The 16,920-nt window shown below is 65.2% G+C and carries 17 protein-coding genes; 2 read left to right on the top strand and 15 right to left on the bottom strand.

The features are described 5' to 3' along the window. Positions 1 to 53 precede the first annotated feature (53 nt). The 5 genes from ACN22W_RS05375 to ACN22W_RS05355 all read right to left on the bottom strand — a co-directional run bounded on the left by ACN22W_RS05375 (position 54) and on the right by ACN22W_RS05355 (position 4,485). Entirely contained in the window at positions 54 to 989 is a 936-nt protein-coding gene (locus tag ACN22W_RS05375; protein WP_129514018.1) for an electron transfer flavoprotein subunit alpha/FixB family protein, read from the bottom strand. Between the two features lie 16 nt (positions 990 to 1,005). After that, entirely contained in the window at positions 1,006 to 1,755 is a 750-nt protein-coding gene (locus tag ACN22W_RS05370) for an electron transfer flavoprotein subunit beta/FixA family protein (RefSeq protein WP_047900131.1), read from the bottom strand. Positions 1,756 to 1,983: 228 nt separating this feature from the next. Further along, on the bottom strand, positions 1,984 to 2,778 hold the full coding sequence (locus ACN22W_RS05365) for a MetQ/NlpA family ABC transporter substrate-binding protein (RefSeq protein ID WP_419686616.1): 795 nt from the start codon (positions 2,776 to 2,778) through the stop codon (positions 1,984 to 1,986). Positions 2,779 to 2,807: 29 nt separating this feature from the next. Continuing rightward, a complete protein-coding gene (locus ACN22W_RS05360; protein WP_006486982.1) occupies positions 2,808 to 3,461 on the bottom strand; it encodes a methionine ABC transporter permease in 654 nt (217 codons plus the stop codon). Continuing rightward, on the bottom strand, positions 3,451 to 4,485 hold the full coding sequence (locus ACN22W_RS05355; RefSeq protein WP_048249619.1) for a methionine ABC transporter ATP-binding protein: 1,035 nt from the start codon (positions 4,483 to 4,485) through the stop codon (positions 3,451 to 3,453). The genes ACN22W_RS05360 and ACN22W_RS05355 overlap by 11 nt, the downstream gene beginning before the upstream one ends. 218 nt (positions 4,486 to 4,703) lie before the next feature. On the opposite strand from ACN22W_RS05355, the gene ACN22W_RS05350 reads away from it, so the two are divergent. Beyond that, positions 4,704 to 5,624 (top strand): alpha/beta hydrolase, encoded by a 921-nt coding sequence (locus ACN22W_RS05350; RefSeq protein ID WP_419686614.1) that lies wholly within the window; start codon positions 4,704 to 4,706, stop codon positions 5,622 to 5,624. 23 nt (positions 5,625 to 5,647) lie between these two features. Here the strand turns inward: ACN22W_RS05350 and ACN22W_RS05345 are convergent, their stop codons facing one another. Beyond that, positions 5,648 to 6,571 (bottom strand): histone deacetylase family protein, encoded by a 924-nt coding sequence (locus ACN22W_RS05345; RefSeq protein WP_011351344.1) that lies wholly within the window; start codon positions 6,569 to 6,571, stop codon positions 5,648 to 5,650. A 168-nt stretch (positions 6,572 to 6,739) separates the two neighbouring features. Here ACN22W_RS05345 and mltB point away from each other — a divergent pair, with 168 nt between their 5' ends. Continuing rightward, complete coding sequence (gene mltB / locus ACN22W_RS05340) at positions 6,740 to 7,957, top strand: lytic murein transglycosylase B (protein ID WP_048249723.1); 1,218 nt, start codon at positions 6,740 to 6,742, stop codon at positions 7,955 to 7,957. Between the two features lie 77 nt (positions 7,958 to 8,034). On the opposite strand, the gene cysM is transcribed toward mltB, so the two are convergent. From cysM to rpsA, 9 genes are all read right to left on the bottom strand, one after another. After that, positions 8,035 to 8,937 (bottom strand): cysteine synthase CysM, encoded by a 903-nt coding sequence (cysM, locus tag ACN22W_RS05335; RefSeq protein WP_048249622.1) that lies wholly within the window; start codon positions 8,935 to 8,937, stop codon positions 8,035 to 8,037. 204 nt (positions 8,938 to 9,141) lie between these two features. Then, positions 9,142 to 9,501 carry a ComEA family DNA-binding protein gene (locus ACN22W_RS05330; protein WP_129514011.1) on the bottom strand — a complete coding sequence of 120 codons (360 nt, stop codon included), beginning with the start codon at positions 9,499 to 9,501 and terminating at the stop codon, positions 9,142 to 9,144. Between the two features lie 74 nt (positions 9,502 to 9,575). Next, positions 9,576 to 10,568, bottom strand: coding sequence for an ADP-glyceromanno-heptose 6-epimerase (gene rfaD / locus ACN22W_RS05325; RefSeq protein ID WP_419686612.1), 993 nt, complete (start codon positions 10,566 to 10,568; stop codon positions 9,576 to 9,578). Positions 10,569 to 10,631: 63 nt separating this feature from the next. Next, positions 10,632 to 11,582: a D-glycero-beta-D-manno-heptose-7-phosphate kinase gene (rfaE1, locus tag ACN22W_RS05320; RefSeq protein WP_051363294.1), complete on the bottom strand. Its 951-nt coding sequence runs from the start codon at positions 11,580 to 11,582 to the stop codon at positions 10,632 to 10,634. A gap of 7 nt (positions 11,583 to 11,589) precedes the next feature. Then, the gene (locus ACN22W_RS05315) at positions 11,590 to 12,990 is read right to left on the bottom strand and encodes a UDP-glucose dehydrogenase family protein (protein WP_193097878.1); all 1,401 of its coding nucleotides are present in this window, start codon (positions 12,988 to 12,990) and stop codon (positions 11,590 to 11,592) included. A gap of 90 nt (positions 12,991 to 13,080) precedes the next feature. Then, the gene (lapB, locus tag ACN22W_RS05310; RefSeq protein WP_193097877.1) at positions 13,081 to 14,253 is read right to left on the bottom strand and encodes a lipopolysaccharide assembly protein LapB; all 1,173 of its coding nucleotides are present in this window, start codon (positions 14,251 to 14,253) and stop codon (positions 13,081 to 13,083) included. 53 nt (positions 14,254 to 14,306) lie between these two features. Beyond that, positions 14,307 to 14,600, bottom strand: a complete 294-nt coding sequence (locus ACN22W_RS05305; protein WP_129514749.1) for a lipopolysaccharide assembly protein LapA domain-containing protein — start codon at positions 14,598 to 14,600, stop codon at positions 14,307 to 14,309. 209 nt (positions 14,601 to 14,809) lie between these two features. Beyond that, complete coding sequence (locus ACN22W_RS05300; protein WP_006486894.1) at positions 14,810 to 15,133, bottom strand: integration host factor subunit beta; 324 nt, start codon at positions 15,131 to 15,133, stop codon at positions 14,810 to 14,812. 22 nt (positions 15,134 to 15,155) lie between these two features. Then, positions 15,156 to 16,868 (bottom strand): 30S ribosomal protein S1, encoded by a 1,713-nt coding sequence (rpsA, locus tag ACN22W_RS05295; protein ID WP_048249727.1) that lies wholly within the window; start codon positions 16,866 to 16,868, stop codon positions 15,156 to 15,158. Positions 16,869 to 16,920: the final 52 nt, after the last annotated feature.

Raw genomic sequence — 16,920 nt, 5'->3', positions numbered from 1 at the left:
GCGCTCATCGCGCCCCTTTTCTCGTGTGCTTACCGCTGAAGCGTCAAGCCGCGTCAGCCGAGCTCGGTCACGAGCTCCGGCACGAGCGCGAACAGGTCGCCGACGAGGCCGTAGTCGGCCACGCTGAAGATCGGCGCCTCCGGATCCTTGTTGATCGCGACGATCACCTTCGAATCCTTCATGCCGGCCAAGTGCTGGATCGCACCCGAGATGCCGACCGCGATGTACAGCTGCGGCGCGACGATCTTGCCGGTCTGGCCGACCTGATAGTCGTTCGGCACGTAGCCTGCGTCGACTGCCGCGCGCGATGCGCCGAGTGCCGCCGACAGCTTGTCGGCCAGCGGCTCCAGCACCTTCGTGTAGTTCTCGCCGCTGCCCAGACCGCGGCCGCCCGACACGATGATGCTTGCGCTCGTGAGTTCCGGACGGTCCAGCTTCGTCACTTCACGGCTCACGAACTGCGACTTGCCGGCGTCCGCCGCTGCCGCGATCTTCTCGACCGCTGCGCTGCCGCCTTCGGCCGCGACCGGATCGAAACCCGTCGCACGCACCGTGATGACCTTGACCGGATCGCTCGACTGCACCGTCGCGATCGCGTTGCCCGCGTAGATCGGGCGCTCGAACGTGTCGGCCGAATCGACCGCCGTGATGTCCGAGATCTGCGCGACGTCCAGCTTCGCGGCAATACGCGGCGCGATGTTCTTGCCGTACGCCGTGGCCGGCGCGAGGATGTGCGAGTAGTCCTTCGCGATGTTCAGCGCGGTCGCTTCGACGTTTTCAGCCAGGCCCGCTTCGAGCTGCGGCGCGTCGGCCAGCAGCACCTTCGACACACCTGCGATCTTCGCCGCTGCGTCTGCCGCCGCTTGTGCGTTGTGGCCCGCGACCAGCACGTGAATGTCGCCACCGATCTTCGCTGCCGCCGCCACCGTGTTCAACGTCGCGGCCTTGACCGACGCGTTGTCGTGTTCTGCAATCACCAGAATCGTCATTTCTTTGCGCTCCCTCTTACAGCACCTTGGCTTCGGTCTTCAGCTTCTCGACCAGCGTCTTCACGTCCGGCACCTTCACGCCGGCCGCGCGCTTCGGCGGCTCGACCACCTTCAGCGTCTTCAGACGCGGCGCGACGTCCACGCCCAGGTCTTCCGGCTTCACGGTTTCCAGCGGCTTCTTCTTCGCCTTCATGATGTTCGGCAGCGTCACGTAGCGCGGCTCGTTCAGGCGCAGGTCGGTCGTGATCACCGCCGGCAGCGTCAGCGACAGCGTTTCCGCGCCGCCGTCGACTTCGCGTGCGACCGTGGCCTTGCCGTCTGCCACCGTCACCTTCGACGCGAACGTCGCTTGCGGCAGGCCGGCCAGCGCGGCCAGCATCTGGCCCGTCTGGTTCGAATCGTCGTCGATCGCCTGCTTGCCGAGGATCACCAGTTGCGGCTGCTCCTTGTCGACCAGCGCCTTCAGGATCTTCGCGACGGCCAGCGGCTCGACGCTGTCGGTCGATTCGACGAGGATCGCGCGATCCGCGCCGATCGCCAGCGCCGTGCGCAGCGTTTCCTGCGCCTGCGTGACGCCCACCGACACGGCGATCACTTCGGTCGCGACGCCCGCTTCCTTCAGGCGCACGGCTTCTTCAACGGCGATTTCGTCGAACGGGTTCATCGACATCTTCACGTTCGCGATGTCGACACCCGTGTTGTCCGACTTCACGCGGACCTTCACGTTGTAATCGACCACTCTTTTCACTGGCACCAGGATTTTCATGCACACGCTCCAAAGTTACGAATACGACCAGAGGCCATTTTATAGCGAGGCCTCATGACTGCGCGGCCAAGCGGACCCATCCATCGTGGCTGTCGAGGATACCGCTTCTTGGCGACGCGCCAATGATAGCGAACGATCGTTCTATTTTAAAAGAGAAAAAACCCGGACGCAAAGCCCGGGGTTTCGATCATCGACTCTAATCTCGCCGGGCGCCCCGTGCTGCGCCCGTTACCAGGCGGTTATGACCGCGCCGCCGAACTTGCCTTCGATGAACTGCTTCACGTCGGCCGAATGATAGGCGGCAACGAGTTTCGCGACCCACGGCTTGTTCCGGTCCGCCTCGCGAATCGCGAGGATGTTCGCGTACGGACCGTTCGGGCCCTCGATCGCGATCGCGTCCTGTTTCGGTTTCAACCCCGCTTCCATCGCGTAGTTGGTATTGATCGCGGCCGCGTCGACGTCGCCGAGCGAGCGCGGAATCTGCGCCGCATCGAGTTCGACGATCTTCAGCTTGCGCGGATTGTCGACGATATCGAGCGGCGTCGCCTTCAGCCCGGCATCCGCGCGCAGCTTCAGGAGACCCTGCTTTTGCAGCAACAGCAGCGCACGGCCGCCGTTGGTCGGATCGTTCGGCACCGCGACGCGCGCGCCCGGCTTCAGTTCGGCCAGCGACTTCACGCGCTTCGAATAGATGCCCATCGGGAACGTGACGGTATCCGCGACCTTGATCAGCTTGTAGCCGCGATCCTTCACCTGCGCCTGCAGATACGGATCGTGCTGGTAGCTGTTCGCGTCGAGGTCGCCCGCCGCGAGCGCGGCGTTCGGCTGCACGTAATCGGAGAATTCGACGATGCGGATCTCGAGGCCGCTCTTCGCCGCGACCTTCTTCACCGCCTCCATGATCTGCGCGTGCGGCCCGCCCGTCACACCCACCTTGATGGTTTCGGCCTGCGCGTGCGCGCCCGCGAACAGCGCGGCCGCACCGAGTGCCGCCGCGAACTTCAACATGAAGCGTCGTTGCATCGTGTCTCCCCTAACGGATCAATCTGGTCTTATTTGTGGCTCAGCCGGCGCACGAGCCAGTCGCCGAACGACTGCACGATCTGCACGAACACGATCAGGATCGCGACCACCGTCCACATCACTTCCGGCAGATAACGCTGGTAGCCGTAGCGGATCCCGAGATCGCCGAGCCCGCCGCCGCCGATCGCGCCGGCCATCGCCGAGTAACCGACCAGCGACACGAACGTGATCGTCAGCCCCGCCACGACGCCCGGCAGCGATTCGGGCAACAGCACCTTGAAGACGATCTGCGACGTGGTCGCGCCCATCGATTGCGCGGCCTCGATCAGCCCACGGTCGACTTCGCGCAGCGCCGTCTCGACGAGACGTGCGATGAACGGTGCCGCCGCGAGCGTCAGCGGCACGACCGCCGCGGCCGTGCCGATCGACGAACCCGTGACGAGCCGCGTGAACGGAATCACCGCAACCAGCAGGATGATGAACGGCGTCGAACGGACGGCATTCACGATGCCGCCGAGCACGCGATTCACCGCGAGGTTCTGCAGCACGCCCTGGCGGTCGGTCAGGTAGAGCAGCACGCCGAGCGGCAGCCCGACGAGCGCGCCGACCGCCCCGGAGATACCGACCATGATCAGCGTCTCCCAGAACGACTGCACGAACATATCGAACATCTCACTCAACATACGAAAGCTCCTCTACCACCACACCTTGCTCGCGCAGGAACGCGAGCGCCTGCCCGACCTTGCCCGGCTCGCCGCCCGCGAGCACCGCGAGCGAACCGAATGCCTGCCCCTGGATCTCGTCGATCTGGCCGTGCAGGATGTTGAAATCGAGTTCGTACCGGCGGATCGTCTCCGACAGGATCGGCTGGTCGACACCCGAGCCCGTGAACGCGAGCCGCAGCAGATGCCCGCTGCCCGTCTTCAGCCGCTCGGCCACACGCGCCTTCAGCGCGGGCGGCAGCTCCTGCGCGATCACGTCGCCGATCAGCGCGCGCGTCACTTCGTGATGTGGCTGCAGGAACACGTCGATCACGCGGCCTTCCTCGACCACGCGCCCCGCATCGAGCACCGCGACGCGATCGCACACCTGCTTGATCACTTCCATCTGGTGCGTGATCAGCACGATCGTCAGGCCGAGTTCGCGGTTGATGCGCTTCAGCAGGTCGAGGATCGAACGCGTGGTCTCGGGATCGAGCGCGGACGTCGCTTCGTCCGACAGCAGCACCTTCGGCTGGCTCGCAAGCGCGCGTGCGATGCCGACGCGCTGCTTCTGTCCGCCGCTGATCTGCGCCGGATAACGATCCTTCTGCGCGGACAGCCCGACGAGGTCGAGCAGCGGCAGCACGGCAGCCTCGATGTCGGCCCGGCTTGCGCCGGCCAGTTCGAGCGGCAACGCGACGTTGTCGAACACCGTGCGCGACGACAGCAGGTTGAAGTGCTGGAAAATCATGCCGATCTCGCGGCGTGCCTCGCGCAACTGGCCGGCCGGCAGCAGCGTGAGATCGCGCCCGCCGACGACGACATTGCCTTCGGTCGGCCGCGTAAGCAGGTTGATGGTGCGCACGAGCGTGCTCTTGCCGGCGCCGCTTCGGCCGATGATGCCGAACACCTCGCCCTGCGGGATCGTCAGGTTGACGTTGTGCAACGCCTCGACCCAGCCGCTCGGCCCGGGAAAACGCTGCGAAAGATTGCGTAATTCGATCATGTAAACAAAACGGCGGCCGGCTGGCGAGTTGGCCCGCCAGTCGGCCGCCGAAGGATCTGGAATAACCGTCGATTTTACCGCAAACCCCTCATTCCCCTTAATAATCGATTTCGATCTTTTCATAACTACACGAAATTAGAGGGGCGCTGCTGGCCCGCCGCAGGAATGCCGCGACTATGATCCGGAACACGCATGCCAACGAACAGGGGACACGCCAGATGACCGCCACCACCACGCCGGCCGCCGCACCCGCCACCGCCGGATCGGCGTCTTCGTCGCCGCCCGCGCCGAAAATGGGCCGGCTGCGTACCGCGGACGGGCTCGAACTGGCGTCGTACCGCTGGCCGGCCGGCGACGGCACGGTGCCGCCGCGCGCGACGATCGCGCTCGTGCACGGCCTCGCCGAACACGCGGGCCGTTATGCCGCGCTCGCCGGCCGGCTCAACGCGGCCGGCATCGACGTGCTCGCGATCGATCTGCGCGGGCACGGCCAGTCGCCGGGCAAACGCGCGTGGGTCGAGCGCTTCGACGGCTACCTGAACGATGCGGATGCGCTGGTCGCCGAAGCGGCGCGCGGTCATTCGCCGTTGTTCCTGATGGGACACAGCATGGGCGGCGCGGTCGCGGCGCTGTACGCGATCGAACGCGCGCCGGCCCGCGGCCACGCGCTGACGGGCCTCGTGTTGTCGAGCCCGGCGCTCGCGCCGGGGCGCGACGTGCCGCGCTGGATGCTGGCGGTGAGCCGTATCATCAGCCGCGCATGGCCGACCTTCCCCGCGATCAGGATCGATGCGGCGCTGCTGTCGCGCGATCCGGCCATCGTCGCGGCCAATCGCGCCGATCCGCTCGTGCATCACGGCGCGGTGCCCGCGCGCACCGGCGCGGAGATACTCGATGCGATGGCGCGCATCGAAAGCGGCCGCGGCGCGCTGCGCGTACCGGTACTCGTCTATCACGGCACCGAGGACAAGCTGACCGAACCCGACGGCAGCCGCGCGTTCGGCGCGCGGGTCGGCTCGCCCGATCGTACGCTGACGCTATACGAAGGCGGCTTCCACGAAACGATGAACGATCTCGAACGCGACCGCGTGATCGACGCGCTGATCGCGTGGATTCACGCGCGCGCGCCGGCGCGCTGAGCGCGCGCGGCCCGGCCGGCCGGTCAGATGCCGGCCAGCACGCGCAGGTGCGCGACGACGCTGCGCCCGAGCGCGGACAGGTTGTAGCCGCCTTCGAGGCAGCTCACGATGCGGCCCTGCGCATGACGGCGCGCGACGTCGACGATCTGCGCGGTCAGCCATTCGAAGTCGGCCTCGACGAGGCCGAGGTTGCCGATGTCGTCCTCGCGATGCGCATCGAAGCCGGCCGACACGAACAGCATCTGCGGCTTGAACGCGTCGAGACGCGGCAGCCAGAACATGTCGACGGCTTCGCGGATCGCCATCCCGTTGCTGCGCGCGGGCATCGGCAGGTTGACCATGTTCGGCGCCTGGTGATCGACGCCCGAGAACGGGTACAGCGGATGCTGGAAGAAGCTGCACATCAGCACGCGCTCGTCGTTCGCGAACGCAGCCTCGGTGCCGTTGCCGTGGTGCACGTCGAAATCGATGATCGCGACGCGCTCGAGACCGTGCACGTCGAGCGCATGCCGCGCGGCGATCGCGACGTTGTTGAAGAAGCAGAAACCCATCGCGCGCGCGGGCTCCGCATGGTGGCCGGGCGGCCGGACGCCGCAGAACGCATTCGCGTAGCGGCCTTCGATCACCGCGTCGGTCGCCGCGATCGCGGCGCCGGCCGCACGCAGCGCCGCGCGCCACGTATCGCGGTTCATCAGCGTATCGGGATCGATCTCGACGTAGCCGTCGACCGGCGTCATGCTCCGGATGTAGTCGATGTGCGCCTGCGTATGCACACGGCCCAGCGCCACTTCGCTCGCGAACGGCGCGGTTTCGTGCACGATCAGGTCGTCGATGCGGCTCGCAATCAGTTGATCCTGGATCGCCGACAATCGGGCCGGGCATTCCGGATGCCATTCCCCCATCTCGTGCAGCATGCAGTCGGGGTGCGTATAGAAAGCGGTTGCCATAAGCTGTCATCGGCAGCGCGCGGTGCGCCGCAGGTCTCCATCAATGATGTCCATCGTCTGCCGCGAATTCGCCGCTAACTTACCACAACGGGGGCCCGCTTCGCCCCGACGCGCCGGATGCGCAGGTATACTGCGCCGAACACAATCGCCCTGTCCGCCCGCTTCGACATGAATTCCAGCAAGCCTGCCGCCCTTCTCTCCGCACTGTTCCGTGTTCGCGGCCCGCTCGTTGCCGCCGCCGTCGTCGCGGCCCTCGGCGCCACGCCCGCCGGCGCGCAGACGCAACCCGCGAAGTCCGCCGGCAAGCTCGTCGCGCAGGCACAGCCCCAGCAGCCGTCGCCACCGGGCCAGACCTTCGAAGAGGAAATCGTTCCGCAGCGTTACGCGAACAACGCGAAGGTCGACGCGTTCATCGACGAGATGGTCAGCCGCAACGGCTTCGACTCGACGAGCCTGCATGCGCTGTTCTCGCGCATCAGCTATTCGGCGACGGCCGTCAAGCTCGTGAAGCCCGCCGCGTCGCCGACGGTCAAGAACTGGCGCGTTTATCGCTCGCGCTTCATCGAGCCGATCCGCATCAACGCGGGTGTGAAGTTCTGGAAGGCGAACCAGGCAACGCTGCAGCGCGCCTCCGCGGAATTCGGCGTGCCGCCCGAGGTGATCGTCGGCATCATCGGCGTCGAGACGATCTATGGCCGCTACATGGGCAATTTCCGCGTGCTCGACGCGCTGACGACGCTCACGTTCGACTACCCGGACACGCCGAATCGCGACAGCCGCCAGGCGACGTTCCGCAAGAACCTCGAGGATTTCCTGGTCTGGACTCGCGACAACCAGCTCGATCCGACCACCGTGCTCGGTTCGTATACGGGCGCAATCGGGATTCCGCAGTTCCTGCCGAGCAGCATCCGCGAATATGCGGTCGACTTCGACGGCACGGGCCATGTCGATCTGCGCAGCAGCCCGGTCGACGCGATCGGCAGCGTCGCGAACTACCTGAAGCAGCACGGCTGGGAAACCGATCGTCCGGTGGTCTGGCAGATCACGCCCGATACGGGCAGCCTGGGCATCGCACAAGCCGCCGCCGACGGCCAGCCCGAACCGCACTGGGCGCTGTCGCAACTGCTGCGCGCGGGCATGACGCTGAACGAACCGACGGTCAACATCACCACCGAAGCCGGCACGCCCGTGACGGTGGTCGACCTGCCGTCGCCGGGGCGTGCGACGGAATACATGCTCGGTCTCAAGAATTTCTACGTGCTGACGCGCTACAACCGCAGCTTCTTCTACGCACTCACCGTGTACCAGCTCGGCGAAGCCGTGAAGGCGCAGATGGAAGCGAGCGGCGCGCTGAGCCCGGCCGACGCCGACGCGCAGTCGCAGTAAGCACCGCCCGGCCAAAGAAAAAACGCCGCTCGCGCGGCGTTTTTTTTATCGCATGCGCGACGCATGCCACCCCGCGCTCACGCGGGGAACACACCCGTGGACAGGTAACGGTCGCCGCGATCGCAGATGATGAACACGATCGTCGCATTCTCGACCTGACGCGCGATGCGCATCGCGACTTCGCATGCGCCGCCCGACGAAATGCCCGCGAAGATGCCTTCGACCGCCGCGAGCCGGCGCGCCATCGTTTCCGACGCGGCCTGGCTCACGCTCTCGACGCGGTCGACACGGCTGCGATCGAAGATCGTCGGCATGTACGCTTCCGGCCACTTGCGGATGCCCGGAATGCGCGAGCCGTCTTCCGGCTGCGCACCGACGATCTCGATCGCCGGGTTCTGTTCCTTCAGGTAACGCGACGTGCCCATGATCGTGCCCGTCGTGCCCATGGCCGACACGAAGTGCGTGATGCGCCCTTCGGTATCGCGCCAGATCTCCGGGCCCGTCGCTTCGTAGTGCGCAATGGGATTGTCGGGGTTCGCGAACTGGTCGAGGATCACGCCCTTGCCTTCGCGCTGCATCTGGTCCGCGAGATCGCGCGCCAGCTCCATCCCGCCCTTCACCGGCGTCAGGACGATTTCGGCGCCATAAGCGGCCATGCTCTGGCGGCGCTCGACCGACAGATCCTCCGGCATGATCAGCACCATCTTGTAGCCGCGGATCGCCGCGGCCATCGCCAGCGCGATGCCCGTGTTGCCGCTCGTCGCCTCGATCAGCGTATCGCCCGGCTTGATGCGCCCGCGCGCCTCGGCCTTGCTGATCATCGACAGCGCCGGGCGATCCTTCACGGAACCGGCCGGATTGTTGCCTTCGAGCTTCGCGAGCACCACGTTGTTGCGCGCGCGAATCTCGTCGTCCGGCAAGCGGACCAGTTGCACGAGCGGCGTATTGCCGATCGTGTCTTCGATAGTTTTGTAAGCCATGGAGATACCGTGAGTGCGAGGCCGATCAATCGATCGATTGTAAACCAGCACCGCCGCTCGCGCCGGCAACCCCTTTGAGACGATGGAATACGCGTGCCGCGCGATGCGTGAGCGCGTACGCACGCAAAAAACCCGCGGCATGCCGCGGGAAGCCGTCTCAACGACGGCGACTGAAGGAGCTCTGTGTCTGTCGCGCGCTGCGCGTTACTTCTGCGCGGTGCGGGCAGGCGCGGCGGCAGGCTTTGCTGCTGCCGGCTTGGCCGCGGCCGACGGGGCCGTGCCTGAGCCCGCCGCGCCTGAGCCGGCCGCGCCTATCGTCAGCCCTTGCTGCTGAAGTCGCTCGACGGTATGGCCGCCCATGCCTTTCACGCGTGACGCGAGATCGTCCGCATTCCTGAACGGACCGCGTGCGCCGCGTTCGTCGAGAATCGCTTTCGCCCGCGCCGGGCCGATGCCCTTGATGCCGACGAGCGCATCCTCGTTCGCCGTGTTGACGTCGACGGCCGCCCAGGCCGACGCGATCGCGCCGAACATGGCCGCTGCGGCAAACCATTTCCTGATCATGTGCTGGATCTCCGATGAAAAACGGCCGGCGGCTGCCGACCGTGAGACCCAGTCTATCGATGCAACGCGTCCGCTTAAACCTGGCCGGACAGCCAACGGACGTAGCGGTCGACGCCTTCCTGCACGGTCAGGAACGGCGTGTCGTAGCCGGCCGCGCGCAGCTTCGTCTGGTCGGCCTGCGTGAAGCACTGGTACTTGCCGCGCAGCGCATCGGGGAACGGCACGTATTCGACCAGCCCCTGCTCGACCTGCTGCGCGAGCGTCAGCGGCGGCAGGTTGTCGAGCGCGCGCAGCGTGTTCACGACCGTCGACGCGATATCGTTGAACGGCTGCGCACGACCCGTGCCGAGGTTGAAGATGCCCGATTTCTCCGGATGATCGAAGAAGAACAGGTTCACCTTCGTCACGTCCTCGACCGACACGAAATCGCGCGTCTGCTCGCCCGGCGCATAACCGTTGTACTCGCCGAACAGCTTCACCTTGCCTTCCGCGCGGAACTGGTTGAAGTTGTGGAACGCAACCGACGCCATGCGCGCCTTGTGCGTCTCGCGCGGGCCGTACACGTTGAAATAGCGGAAGCCGGCGATCTGGCTCTTCGCGGTGGGCAGCACGCGGCGAATCACCTGGTCGAACAGGAACTTCGAATAGCCGTAGACGTTCAGCGGCGCCTCGACCTCGCGCTCCTCGACGAAACGCGTCGAGCCGCCGTAGATCGCGGCCGACGATGCGTACAGGAACTGCGCGCCCTGTGCGAGGCATGCGTCGAGCACCGCGCGGCTGTAGCGGAAGTTGTTGTCCATCATGTAGCGGCCGTCGGTTTCCATCGTGTCCGAACAGGCGCCTTCGTGGAACACCGCGCGTACCTTGCCGAAATCGCCGCGCGCGAAGCGTTCGACGAATTCCGTCTTGTCGAGATAGTCGTCGATCTCGCAATCGACGAGATTGCGGAACTTGTCCGCGCGCGTCAGGTTGTCGACCGCGATGATGCGCGTCTCGCCGCGCTCGTTGAGCGCCTTGACGATGTTCGCGCCGATAAAACCGGCTGCGCCGGTGACGATGAGGGTCATGATCGTCCTGCCTGAAAAATGCGAGCCACTCGTGCGGCGCGCTCGTCGCGCCGCCGAATGCGCTCAGTGAAACAGTTCGTCGTAGTCCACCGTGGCCGTGCCGAGCTTGCCGACCACGATGCCTGCCGCGCGATTCGCAAGCACGACGGCATCGACCAGCGGCACGCCCGCGCCGAGCATCGTCGCGACCGTCGCGATCACGGTATCGCCCGCGCCCGACACGTCGAACACCTCGCGCGCGAGCGCCGGTGCATGCAGTTCGCCGGTGGCGGAAAAAAGCGTCATTCCCTCTTCCGAGCGCGTGAGCAGCAGCGCGTCGATGTCGAGTTCCGCACGCAGCTTCGCAACCCGCGCACGCAGATCGTCTTCCGACTTCCACTGCCCGACCACTTCGCGCAATTCCGCGCGATTCGGCGTGATCAGCGACGCGCCGCGATAGCGCGCCCAGTCGTCGCCCTTCGGGTCGACCAGAACGGACTTGCCGGCCGCACGCGCCTTCTCGATCATCGTCGTGACGTGCGTCAGGCCGCCTTTCGCGTAATCCGACATCAGCACGACGTCGTGCTGCGGCAGCAGCGCGTCGAAGCGCGCGAGCCCCGCGAGCAGCACTTCATGCGTCGGCATTGCCTCGAAGTCGACGCGCAGCAGTTGTTGCTGGCGCGCGAGCACGCGCAGCTTGATCGTGGTCGGCAGCGCCGGGTCGCGCTCGAGATGAGGCGTCACGCCACTGCTGCCGAGCAGCTCGACGATCCGCTCGCCGGGTTCGTCGCAACCGACGACGCACAGCAACCCGGCCTGGCCGCCGAGCGTCACGGCATTGCGCGCGACGTTCGCCGCACCACCGAGCCGCTCTTCCTGACGCTGCACATGCACGACCGGCACGGGCGCTTCCGGCGAAATGCGATCGACGTTGCCGAACCAGTAACGATCGAGCATCACGTCGCCGACGACAAGCACGCGCGAGCGCGCGAGCTGCGCGCGCGGCACCGGAACGACTTCGCGAAGAGTATTCATCGTAGGGTCAGCCACGGGAAGACGACTGGGGATCGACATACGGCCGTCCGATCGCGTAGTAGTCGATGCCCAGTTCGGCCATCGCGTCCGGCTCGTACAGGTTGCGCCCGTCGAAGATCACCGGCGCCTTCAGTTCGGCCTTCAGGCGCGTGAAATCGGGGCTCCGGAATTCCTTCCATTCGGTCACGATCACGAGCGCGTCCGCGCCCGTCACGGCGACGTCCTGCGTATCGACGAGATGCAGCCGCGCCAGCGCGTCCGGATTGCCGTCGAAATCCAGCGCGAACACGCGCCGCGCCTCGTCGACCGCGACCGGATCGTACGCGCGCACGGTCGCGCCGCGCTCGAGCAGCGCGGCGATCAGGCGGCGGCTCGGCGCCTCGCGCATGTCGTCGGTGTTCGGCTTGAACGCCAGGCCCCAGACCGCGAACTCGCGGCCGGTGAGATCGGCGCCGAAGCGCTGCTCGATCTTGCCGATCAGCACGTCCTTCTGCGCATGGTTGGCCGCCTCGACGGCTTCCAGGATGCGCAGCGGCTGGCCGTTCTCGCCCGCCGTGCGGATCAGCGCCTGGACGTCCTTCGGGAAGCACGAGCCGCCATAGCCGACACCTGCGTACAGGAAGTGGTAGCCGATGCGCGGATCGGAGCCGATCCCGCGGCGCACGGCCTCGATGTCGGCACCGACCTTGTCGGCGAGATTCGACATCTCGTTCATGAACGAGATGCGCGTTGCAAGCATCGCATTCGCCGCATATTTCGCGAATTCGGCCGAACGCACGTCCATGTAGATCGTGCGTTCGTGGTTGCGGTTGAACGGCGCGTAAAGCTTCTTGATCTTCTCGCGCGCGATCGTGCCCGTCTCGTCGTCGTCGACGCCGATGATGATCCGGTCCGGACGCATGAAGTCCTCGACCGCCGCGCCTTCCTTCAGGAATTCCGGGTTCGACACGACCGAGAAGCGATGCGCGACGCTGCCCGCGAGCCCGCGAGCGGCAAGCGCTTCGTCGACCACGCCGCGCACGCGCTGCGCGGTGCCGACCGGCACCGTCGACTTGTCGACGATCACCTTGAAGCTCGTCATGTGGCGACCGATGTTGCGGGCGGCCTCGAGCACGTATTGCAGGTCGGCCGAGCCGTCCTCGTCGGGTGGCGTGCCGACCGCAATGAACTGGATCTCGCCGTGCGCGACGCTCGCCTCGATGTCGGTCGAGAAACGCAACCGCCCCGCCGCGCGGTTACGCGCGATGATGTCCAGCAGCCCCGGTTCGTGAATCGGCATCCCGCCGTTGTTCAGGATGTCGATCTTGCGCGGATCGACGTCGAGACAGAAGACGTCGTGACCGATCTCCGCGAGGCATGCGCCCGTGACTAGACCGACGTAGCCGGTGCCGATGATGGTGATTTTCATAGATGTTCCGGTACTTCCCGGTAATTGACTAACTTGGCCGCCGGGACGAGCCCGGCGGCAACCGCAGCGCGTTGGCTCCGCGTGCCGGGATCAGCCCGGCATCGCAGGTTCGACGCGGCGCGGCGCATAGGTTTCCCAGCCGCTGCATCCGGGGCACTGCCAATAGAAGAGGCGTGCCCGGAAACCGCAATTCTGGCACGTATACCGTGGCAGATTTTTCGTGCGCTGCTTGATCAGCGCACGCATCATTTCAAGTTCCTTACGACGCGGCTCGTCAGCCGCCGCGATCTGCGCATCGAGCAGGTGCAGCATCCCCGACAGGTTCGGCGATTTCTCCATCTGCGTGCGTGCGAGCGTGTGCGCCGCGTCCTGGCCGCGCAACCCCGCGATGTGCTGATACGCGACGTCGAGCAGGTCGTTCGACGGATAGCGATCGACATACCCCATCAGCAGCTCGGCGCCTTCGACGTTCTTGCCGAGCGCGACATAGGCCTTCATCAGCTTGTCGGCGACGAGCGGCAGATACGCCGGGTTCTGCGCCTCGACGCGCTTCCAGTGCTCGATCGCGGCCGCGTGGTTGCCGTCCGCCTGCGCGGCATCGCCGGACAGGATCGTCGCGCGAACGTTCTGCGGGTTCACGGTCAATGCGAGCTGCAGCTGTTCGGCCGCCGCGGCTGCGTTCTTGCGCTGCAGCGCGTCCTGCGCGAGCTCGCAGTGAAACTGCGCGATTTCGGCGCCGAGCGGTTTGTCGCTCATCGACTCGATGCGTTTCGCGGTATCGATCGACTTGTTCCAGTCCTTCTCGATCTCATAGATCGTCAGCAGCGCCCGCTGTGCGCCGAGCGCGTAGTCGCCGTCGGCGAGCTTGTGGAACGCCTCCTCGGCGCGATCGAGCAGGCCTGCCTTGAGGAAATCCTGGCCGAGCTCGTACAGCGCGTGGTCGCGCTCGTTGACCGGCAGGTCCGTGCGGCTCAGCAGGTTCTGGTGCACGCGAATCGCACGGTCGGTTTCGCCGCGACGACGGAACAGGTTACCGAGCGCGAAGTGCAGCTCGACCGTCTCGGGATCGAGCTTGGCGACCTCGATGAATGCGTCGATCGCCTTGTCGGGTTGTTCGTTCAACAGAAAGTTCAGGCCGCGAAAATACGATCGCGGCAAGTTGGCGCTCTCCGACAGGAGATTCTTCAGGTCATAGCGTGACGCCGCCCAACCGAGCGCGAACGCGACCGGAATCGCGAGCAACCACCAGAAATCCAGATCCATGCGAAATATCGAAGCAGAGACGAAAACCGCGCGATTGTCGCGCGGCGTCCGTGTTAAATGACGGGCGGCATCGGCGGCTGGTCGATGACGGTCGGCGTTTCGCGCGCCGCGCGCAGATCGCGCTTCAGGCGCCCGTTCTCGAGACGCAGGCGGAAGATCGAAGGCAGCGCGGACAGCAGGCCGGCCAGCAGCCCCACGGCGAAGAATGCCAGGCCGATCAGGATCAGCGGCGCTTGCCATGCGTAGCCGGCAACGAAATTCAGCGTCGCGGTTTGCGTATTGGCCAGCGCAAGCACCAGCAGCAGCACGAACACCAATACCCGGATCAGCCAGACGATAAACTTCATGAAGCCCTCTCTTTGTTGAGGTTTGCCGCGGCGCGCGACTCCCCTTCGCCGCACCGAATCGACCCGTATTGTAAAGGAAGCGTTTCCGCGGCTGCGCAGATCCTGCGCGCCCCGTTGCGCCGCGGTCGCCGGAAATGAAAAAAGCGCCCGCAAGGGGCGCTTTTCTTTTCAGCCTTCGCCGGACGGGTTCCGGTCAAACCGAACGACGCTCAACGCTCGTCGTCCGGATCGTCAGCCTTCAGCGGTTCACCGGCGCGGCCGTCGACGCGTTCGCGCAATTCCTTGCCAGGCTTGAAGTGCGGCACGAACTTCTCGGGCACCTGCACTTTCTCCCCCGACTTCGGGTTGCGTCCGACACGTGCCGGGCGACGGTTGAGGCCGAAGCTGCCGAAACCCCGAATTTCGATGCGGTGCCCTTTCGCCAGAGCGTCAGACATCGCATCGAGCATCGTTTTCACCGCGAAATCCGCATCCTTGAGGACAAGTTGCGGAAATCGCGATGCCAGCTGCGCGACCAACTCGGATTTGGTCATACTTCAGCAGACCTCGTGAGGCTTACTGGTTCTGGCCGTCGAGCTTCGCCTTCAGCAGCGCGCCGAGGTTGGTCGTACCGGTCGCAGCCGAGCTGGTGTCGGCTTGCAGGCCGCGGATCGCTTCCTGTTGCTCAGCCGAATCCTTCGCCTTGATCGACAGGTTGATGCCACGCGACTTGCGATCGATGTTGATCACCATCGCGTTGACCTTGTCGCCTTCCTTCAGCACGTTGCGTGCGTCTTCGACACGATCCTGCGCGATTTCCGACGCACGCAGGTAGCCTTCGACGTCGCCCGTCAGCGTCACGACCGCACCCTTCGCATCGACCGTCTTCACGACGCCGTCGACGATCGAGCCCTTGTCGTTCATTGCAACGTAGTTGCTGAACGGGTCGCCTTCGAGCTGCTTGATGCCGAGCGAAATACGCTCCTTCTCGACGTCGATACCGAGCACGATGGCTTCGACTTCGTCGCCCTTCTTGTACTTGCGAACGGCTTCTTCGCCGGTTTCGCTCCACGACAGGTCCGACAGGTGGACCAGGCCGTCGATGCCGCCCGGCAGACCGATGAACACGCCGAAGTCGGTGATCGACTTGATTGCGCCCGTGATCTTGTCGCCCTTCTTGAAGTTGCGGCTGAAGTCATCCCACGGATTCGGCTTGCACTGCTTCATGCCGAGGCTGATACGACGACGGTCTTCGTCGATCTCGAGGACCATGACTTCGACTTCGTCGCCCAGCTGGACAACCTTCGACGGCGCAACGTTCTTGTTGGTCCAGTCCATTTCCGACACGTGGACGAGGCCTTCGATGCCCGATTCCACTTCGACGAATGCGCCGTAGTCGGTGATGTTCGTGACCTTGCCGAACAGGCGCGTGCCCGACGGGTAACGGCGCGAGATGCCTTCCCACGGATCGTCGCCCAGTTGCTTGATGCCCAGCGAGACGCGGTTCTTCTCTTGGTCGAACTTGAGGATCTTCGCGGTGACTTCCTGGCCAACCGACAGGACTTCGCTCGGGTGACGCACACGACGCCATGCGATGTCGGTGATGTGCAGCAGGCCGTCGATGCCGCCGAGGTCGACGAATGCGCCGTAGTCGGTGATGTTCTTGACCACGCCGTTGACGATCGCGCCTTCCTTCAGCGTCTCGAGCAGCTTCGCGCGCTCTTCGCCTTGGGTTGCTTCGATCACTGCACGACGCGACAGCACGACGTTGTTACGCTTGCGATCGAGCTTGATCACGCGGAACTCGAGCGTCTTGCCTTCGTACGGGGTCGTGTCCTTGACCGGACGCGTGTCGACCAGCGAACCCGGCAGGAACGCGCGGATGCCGTTGACCATCACGGTCATGCCGCCCTTCACCTTGCCGGTGATCGTGCCGGTGACGAGTTCGTTGTTGTCGAGAGCCTTTTCCAGCGACAGCCACGATGCAAGGCGCTTCGCCTTGTCGCGCGACAGGATCGTGTCGCCGTAGCCGTTTTCGAGTGCGTCGATCGCGACGGACACGAAATCGCCCGACTGCACCTCAACCTCGCCCTGATCGTTCAGGAATTCCTCGATCGGAATGTAAGCCTCGGACTTGAGGCCTGCATTGACGACCACGAAGTTGTGGTCGACGCGCACGACTTCGGCGGAAATCACTTCGCCGGCGCGCATGTCTTGGCGGGTCAGCGACTCTTCGAACAGAGCCGCAAAGGATTCGGTATTCGGGGTGGAGGTTTGCAGGTCGGACATAAAAATCTGATAGTGCATGGATCGCTGTGCCACGCCGGCCGGAATGGCAGGC

The sequence above is a fragment of the Burkholderia theae genome, from assembly GCF_048565265.1.
In the GTDB taxonomy this organism is placed as follows: Bacteria; Pseudomonadota; Gammaproteobacteria; order Burkholderiales; family Burkholderiaceae; genus Burkholderia; species Burkholderia theae.
This window is presented reverse-complemented; position numbering and strand designations above follow the sequence as displayed.

Bases quoted from the DNA above. Each gene is read 5' to 3' on its own strand.
- ACN22W_RS05375 (WP_129514018.1), bottom strand. From the start codon at position 989: ATGACGATTCTGGTGATTGCAGAACACGACAACGCGTCGGTCAAGGCC.
- ACN22W_RS05370 (WP_047900131.1), bottom strand. From the start codon at position 1,755: ATGAAAATCCTGGTGCCAGTGAAAAGAGTGGTCGATTACAACGTGAAG.
- ACN22W_RS05365 (WP_419686616.1), bottom strand. From the start codon at position 2,778: ATGCAACGACGCTTCATGTTGAAGTTCGCGGCGGCACTCGGTGCGGCC.
- ACN22W_RS05360 (WP_006486982.1), bottom strand. From the start codon at position 3,461: ATGTTGAGTGAGATGTTCGATATGTTCGTGCAGTCGTTCTGGGAGACG.
- ACN22W_RS05355 (WP_048249619.1), bottom strand. From the start codon at position 4,485: ATGATCGAATTACGCAATCTTTCGCAGCGTTTTCCCGGGCCGAGCGGC.
- ACN22W_RS05350 (WP_419686614.1), top strand. From the start codon at position 4,704: ATGACCGCCACCACCACGCCGGCCGCCGCACCCGCCACCGCCGGATCG.
- ACN22W_RS05345 (WP_011351344.1), bottom strand. From the start codon at position 6,571: ATGGCAACCGCTTTCTATACGCACCCCGACTGCATGCTGCACGAGATG.
- mltB (WP_048249723.1), top strand. From the start codon at position 6,740: ATGAATTCCAGCAAGCCTGCCGCCCTTCTCTCCGCACTGTTCCGTGTT.
- cysM (WP_048249622.1), bottom strand. From the start codon at position 8,937: ATGGCTTACAAAACTATCGAAGACACGATCGGCAATACGCCGCTCGTG.
- ACN22W_RS05330 (WP_129514011.1), bottom strand. From the start codon at position 9,501: ATGATCAGGAAATGGTTTGCCGCAGCGGCCATGTTCGGCGCGATCGCG.
- rfaD (WP_419686612.1), bottom strand. From the start codon at position 10,568: ATGACCCTCATCGTCACCGGCGCAGCCGGTTTTATCGGCGCGAACATC.
- rfaE1 (WP_051363294.1), bottom strand. From the start codon at position 11,582: ATGAATACTCTTCGCGAAGTCGTTCCGGTGCCGCGCGCGCAGCTCGCG.
- ACN22W_RS05315 (WP_193097878.1), bottom strand. From the start codon at position 12,990: ATGAAAATCACCATCATCGGCACCGGCTACGTCGGTCTAGTCACGGGC.
- lapB (WP_193097877.1), bottom strand. From the start codon at position 14,253: ATGGATCTGGATTTCTGGTGGTTGCTCGCGATTCCGGTCGCGTTCGCG.
- ACN22W_RS05305 (WP_129514749.1), bottom strand. From the start codon at position 14,600: ATGAAGTTTATCGTCTGGCTGATCCGGGTATTGGTGTTCGTGCTGCTG.
- ACN22W_RS05300 (WP_006486894.1), bottom strand. From the start codon at position 15,133: ATGACCAAATCCGAGTTGGTCGCGCAGCTGGCATCGCGATTTCCGCAA.
- rpsA (WP_048249727.1), bottom strand. From the start codon at position 16,868: ATGTCCGACCTGCAAACCTCCACCCCGAATACCGAATCCTTTGCGGCT.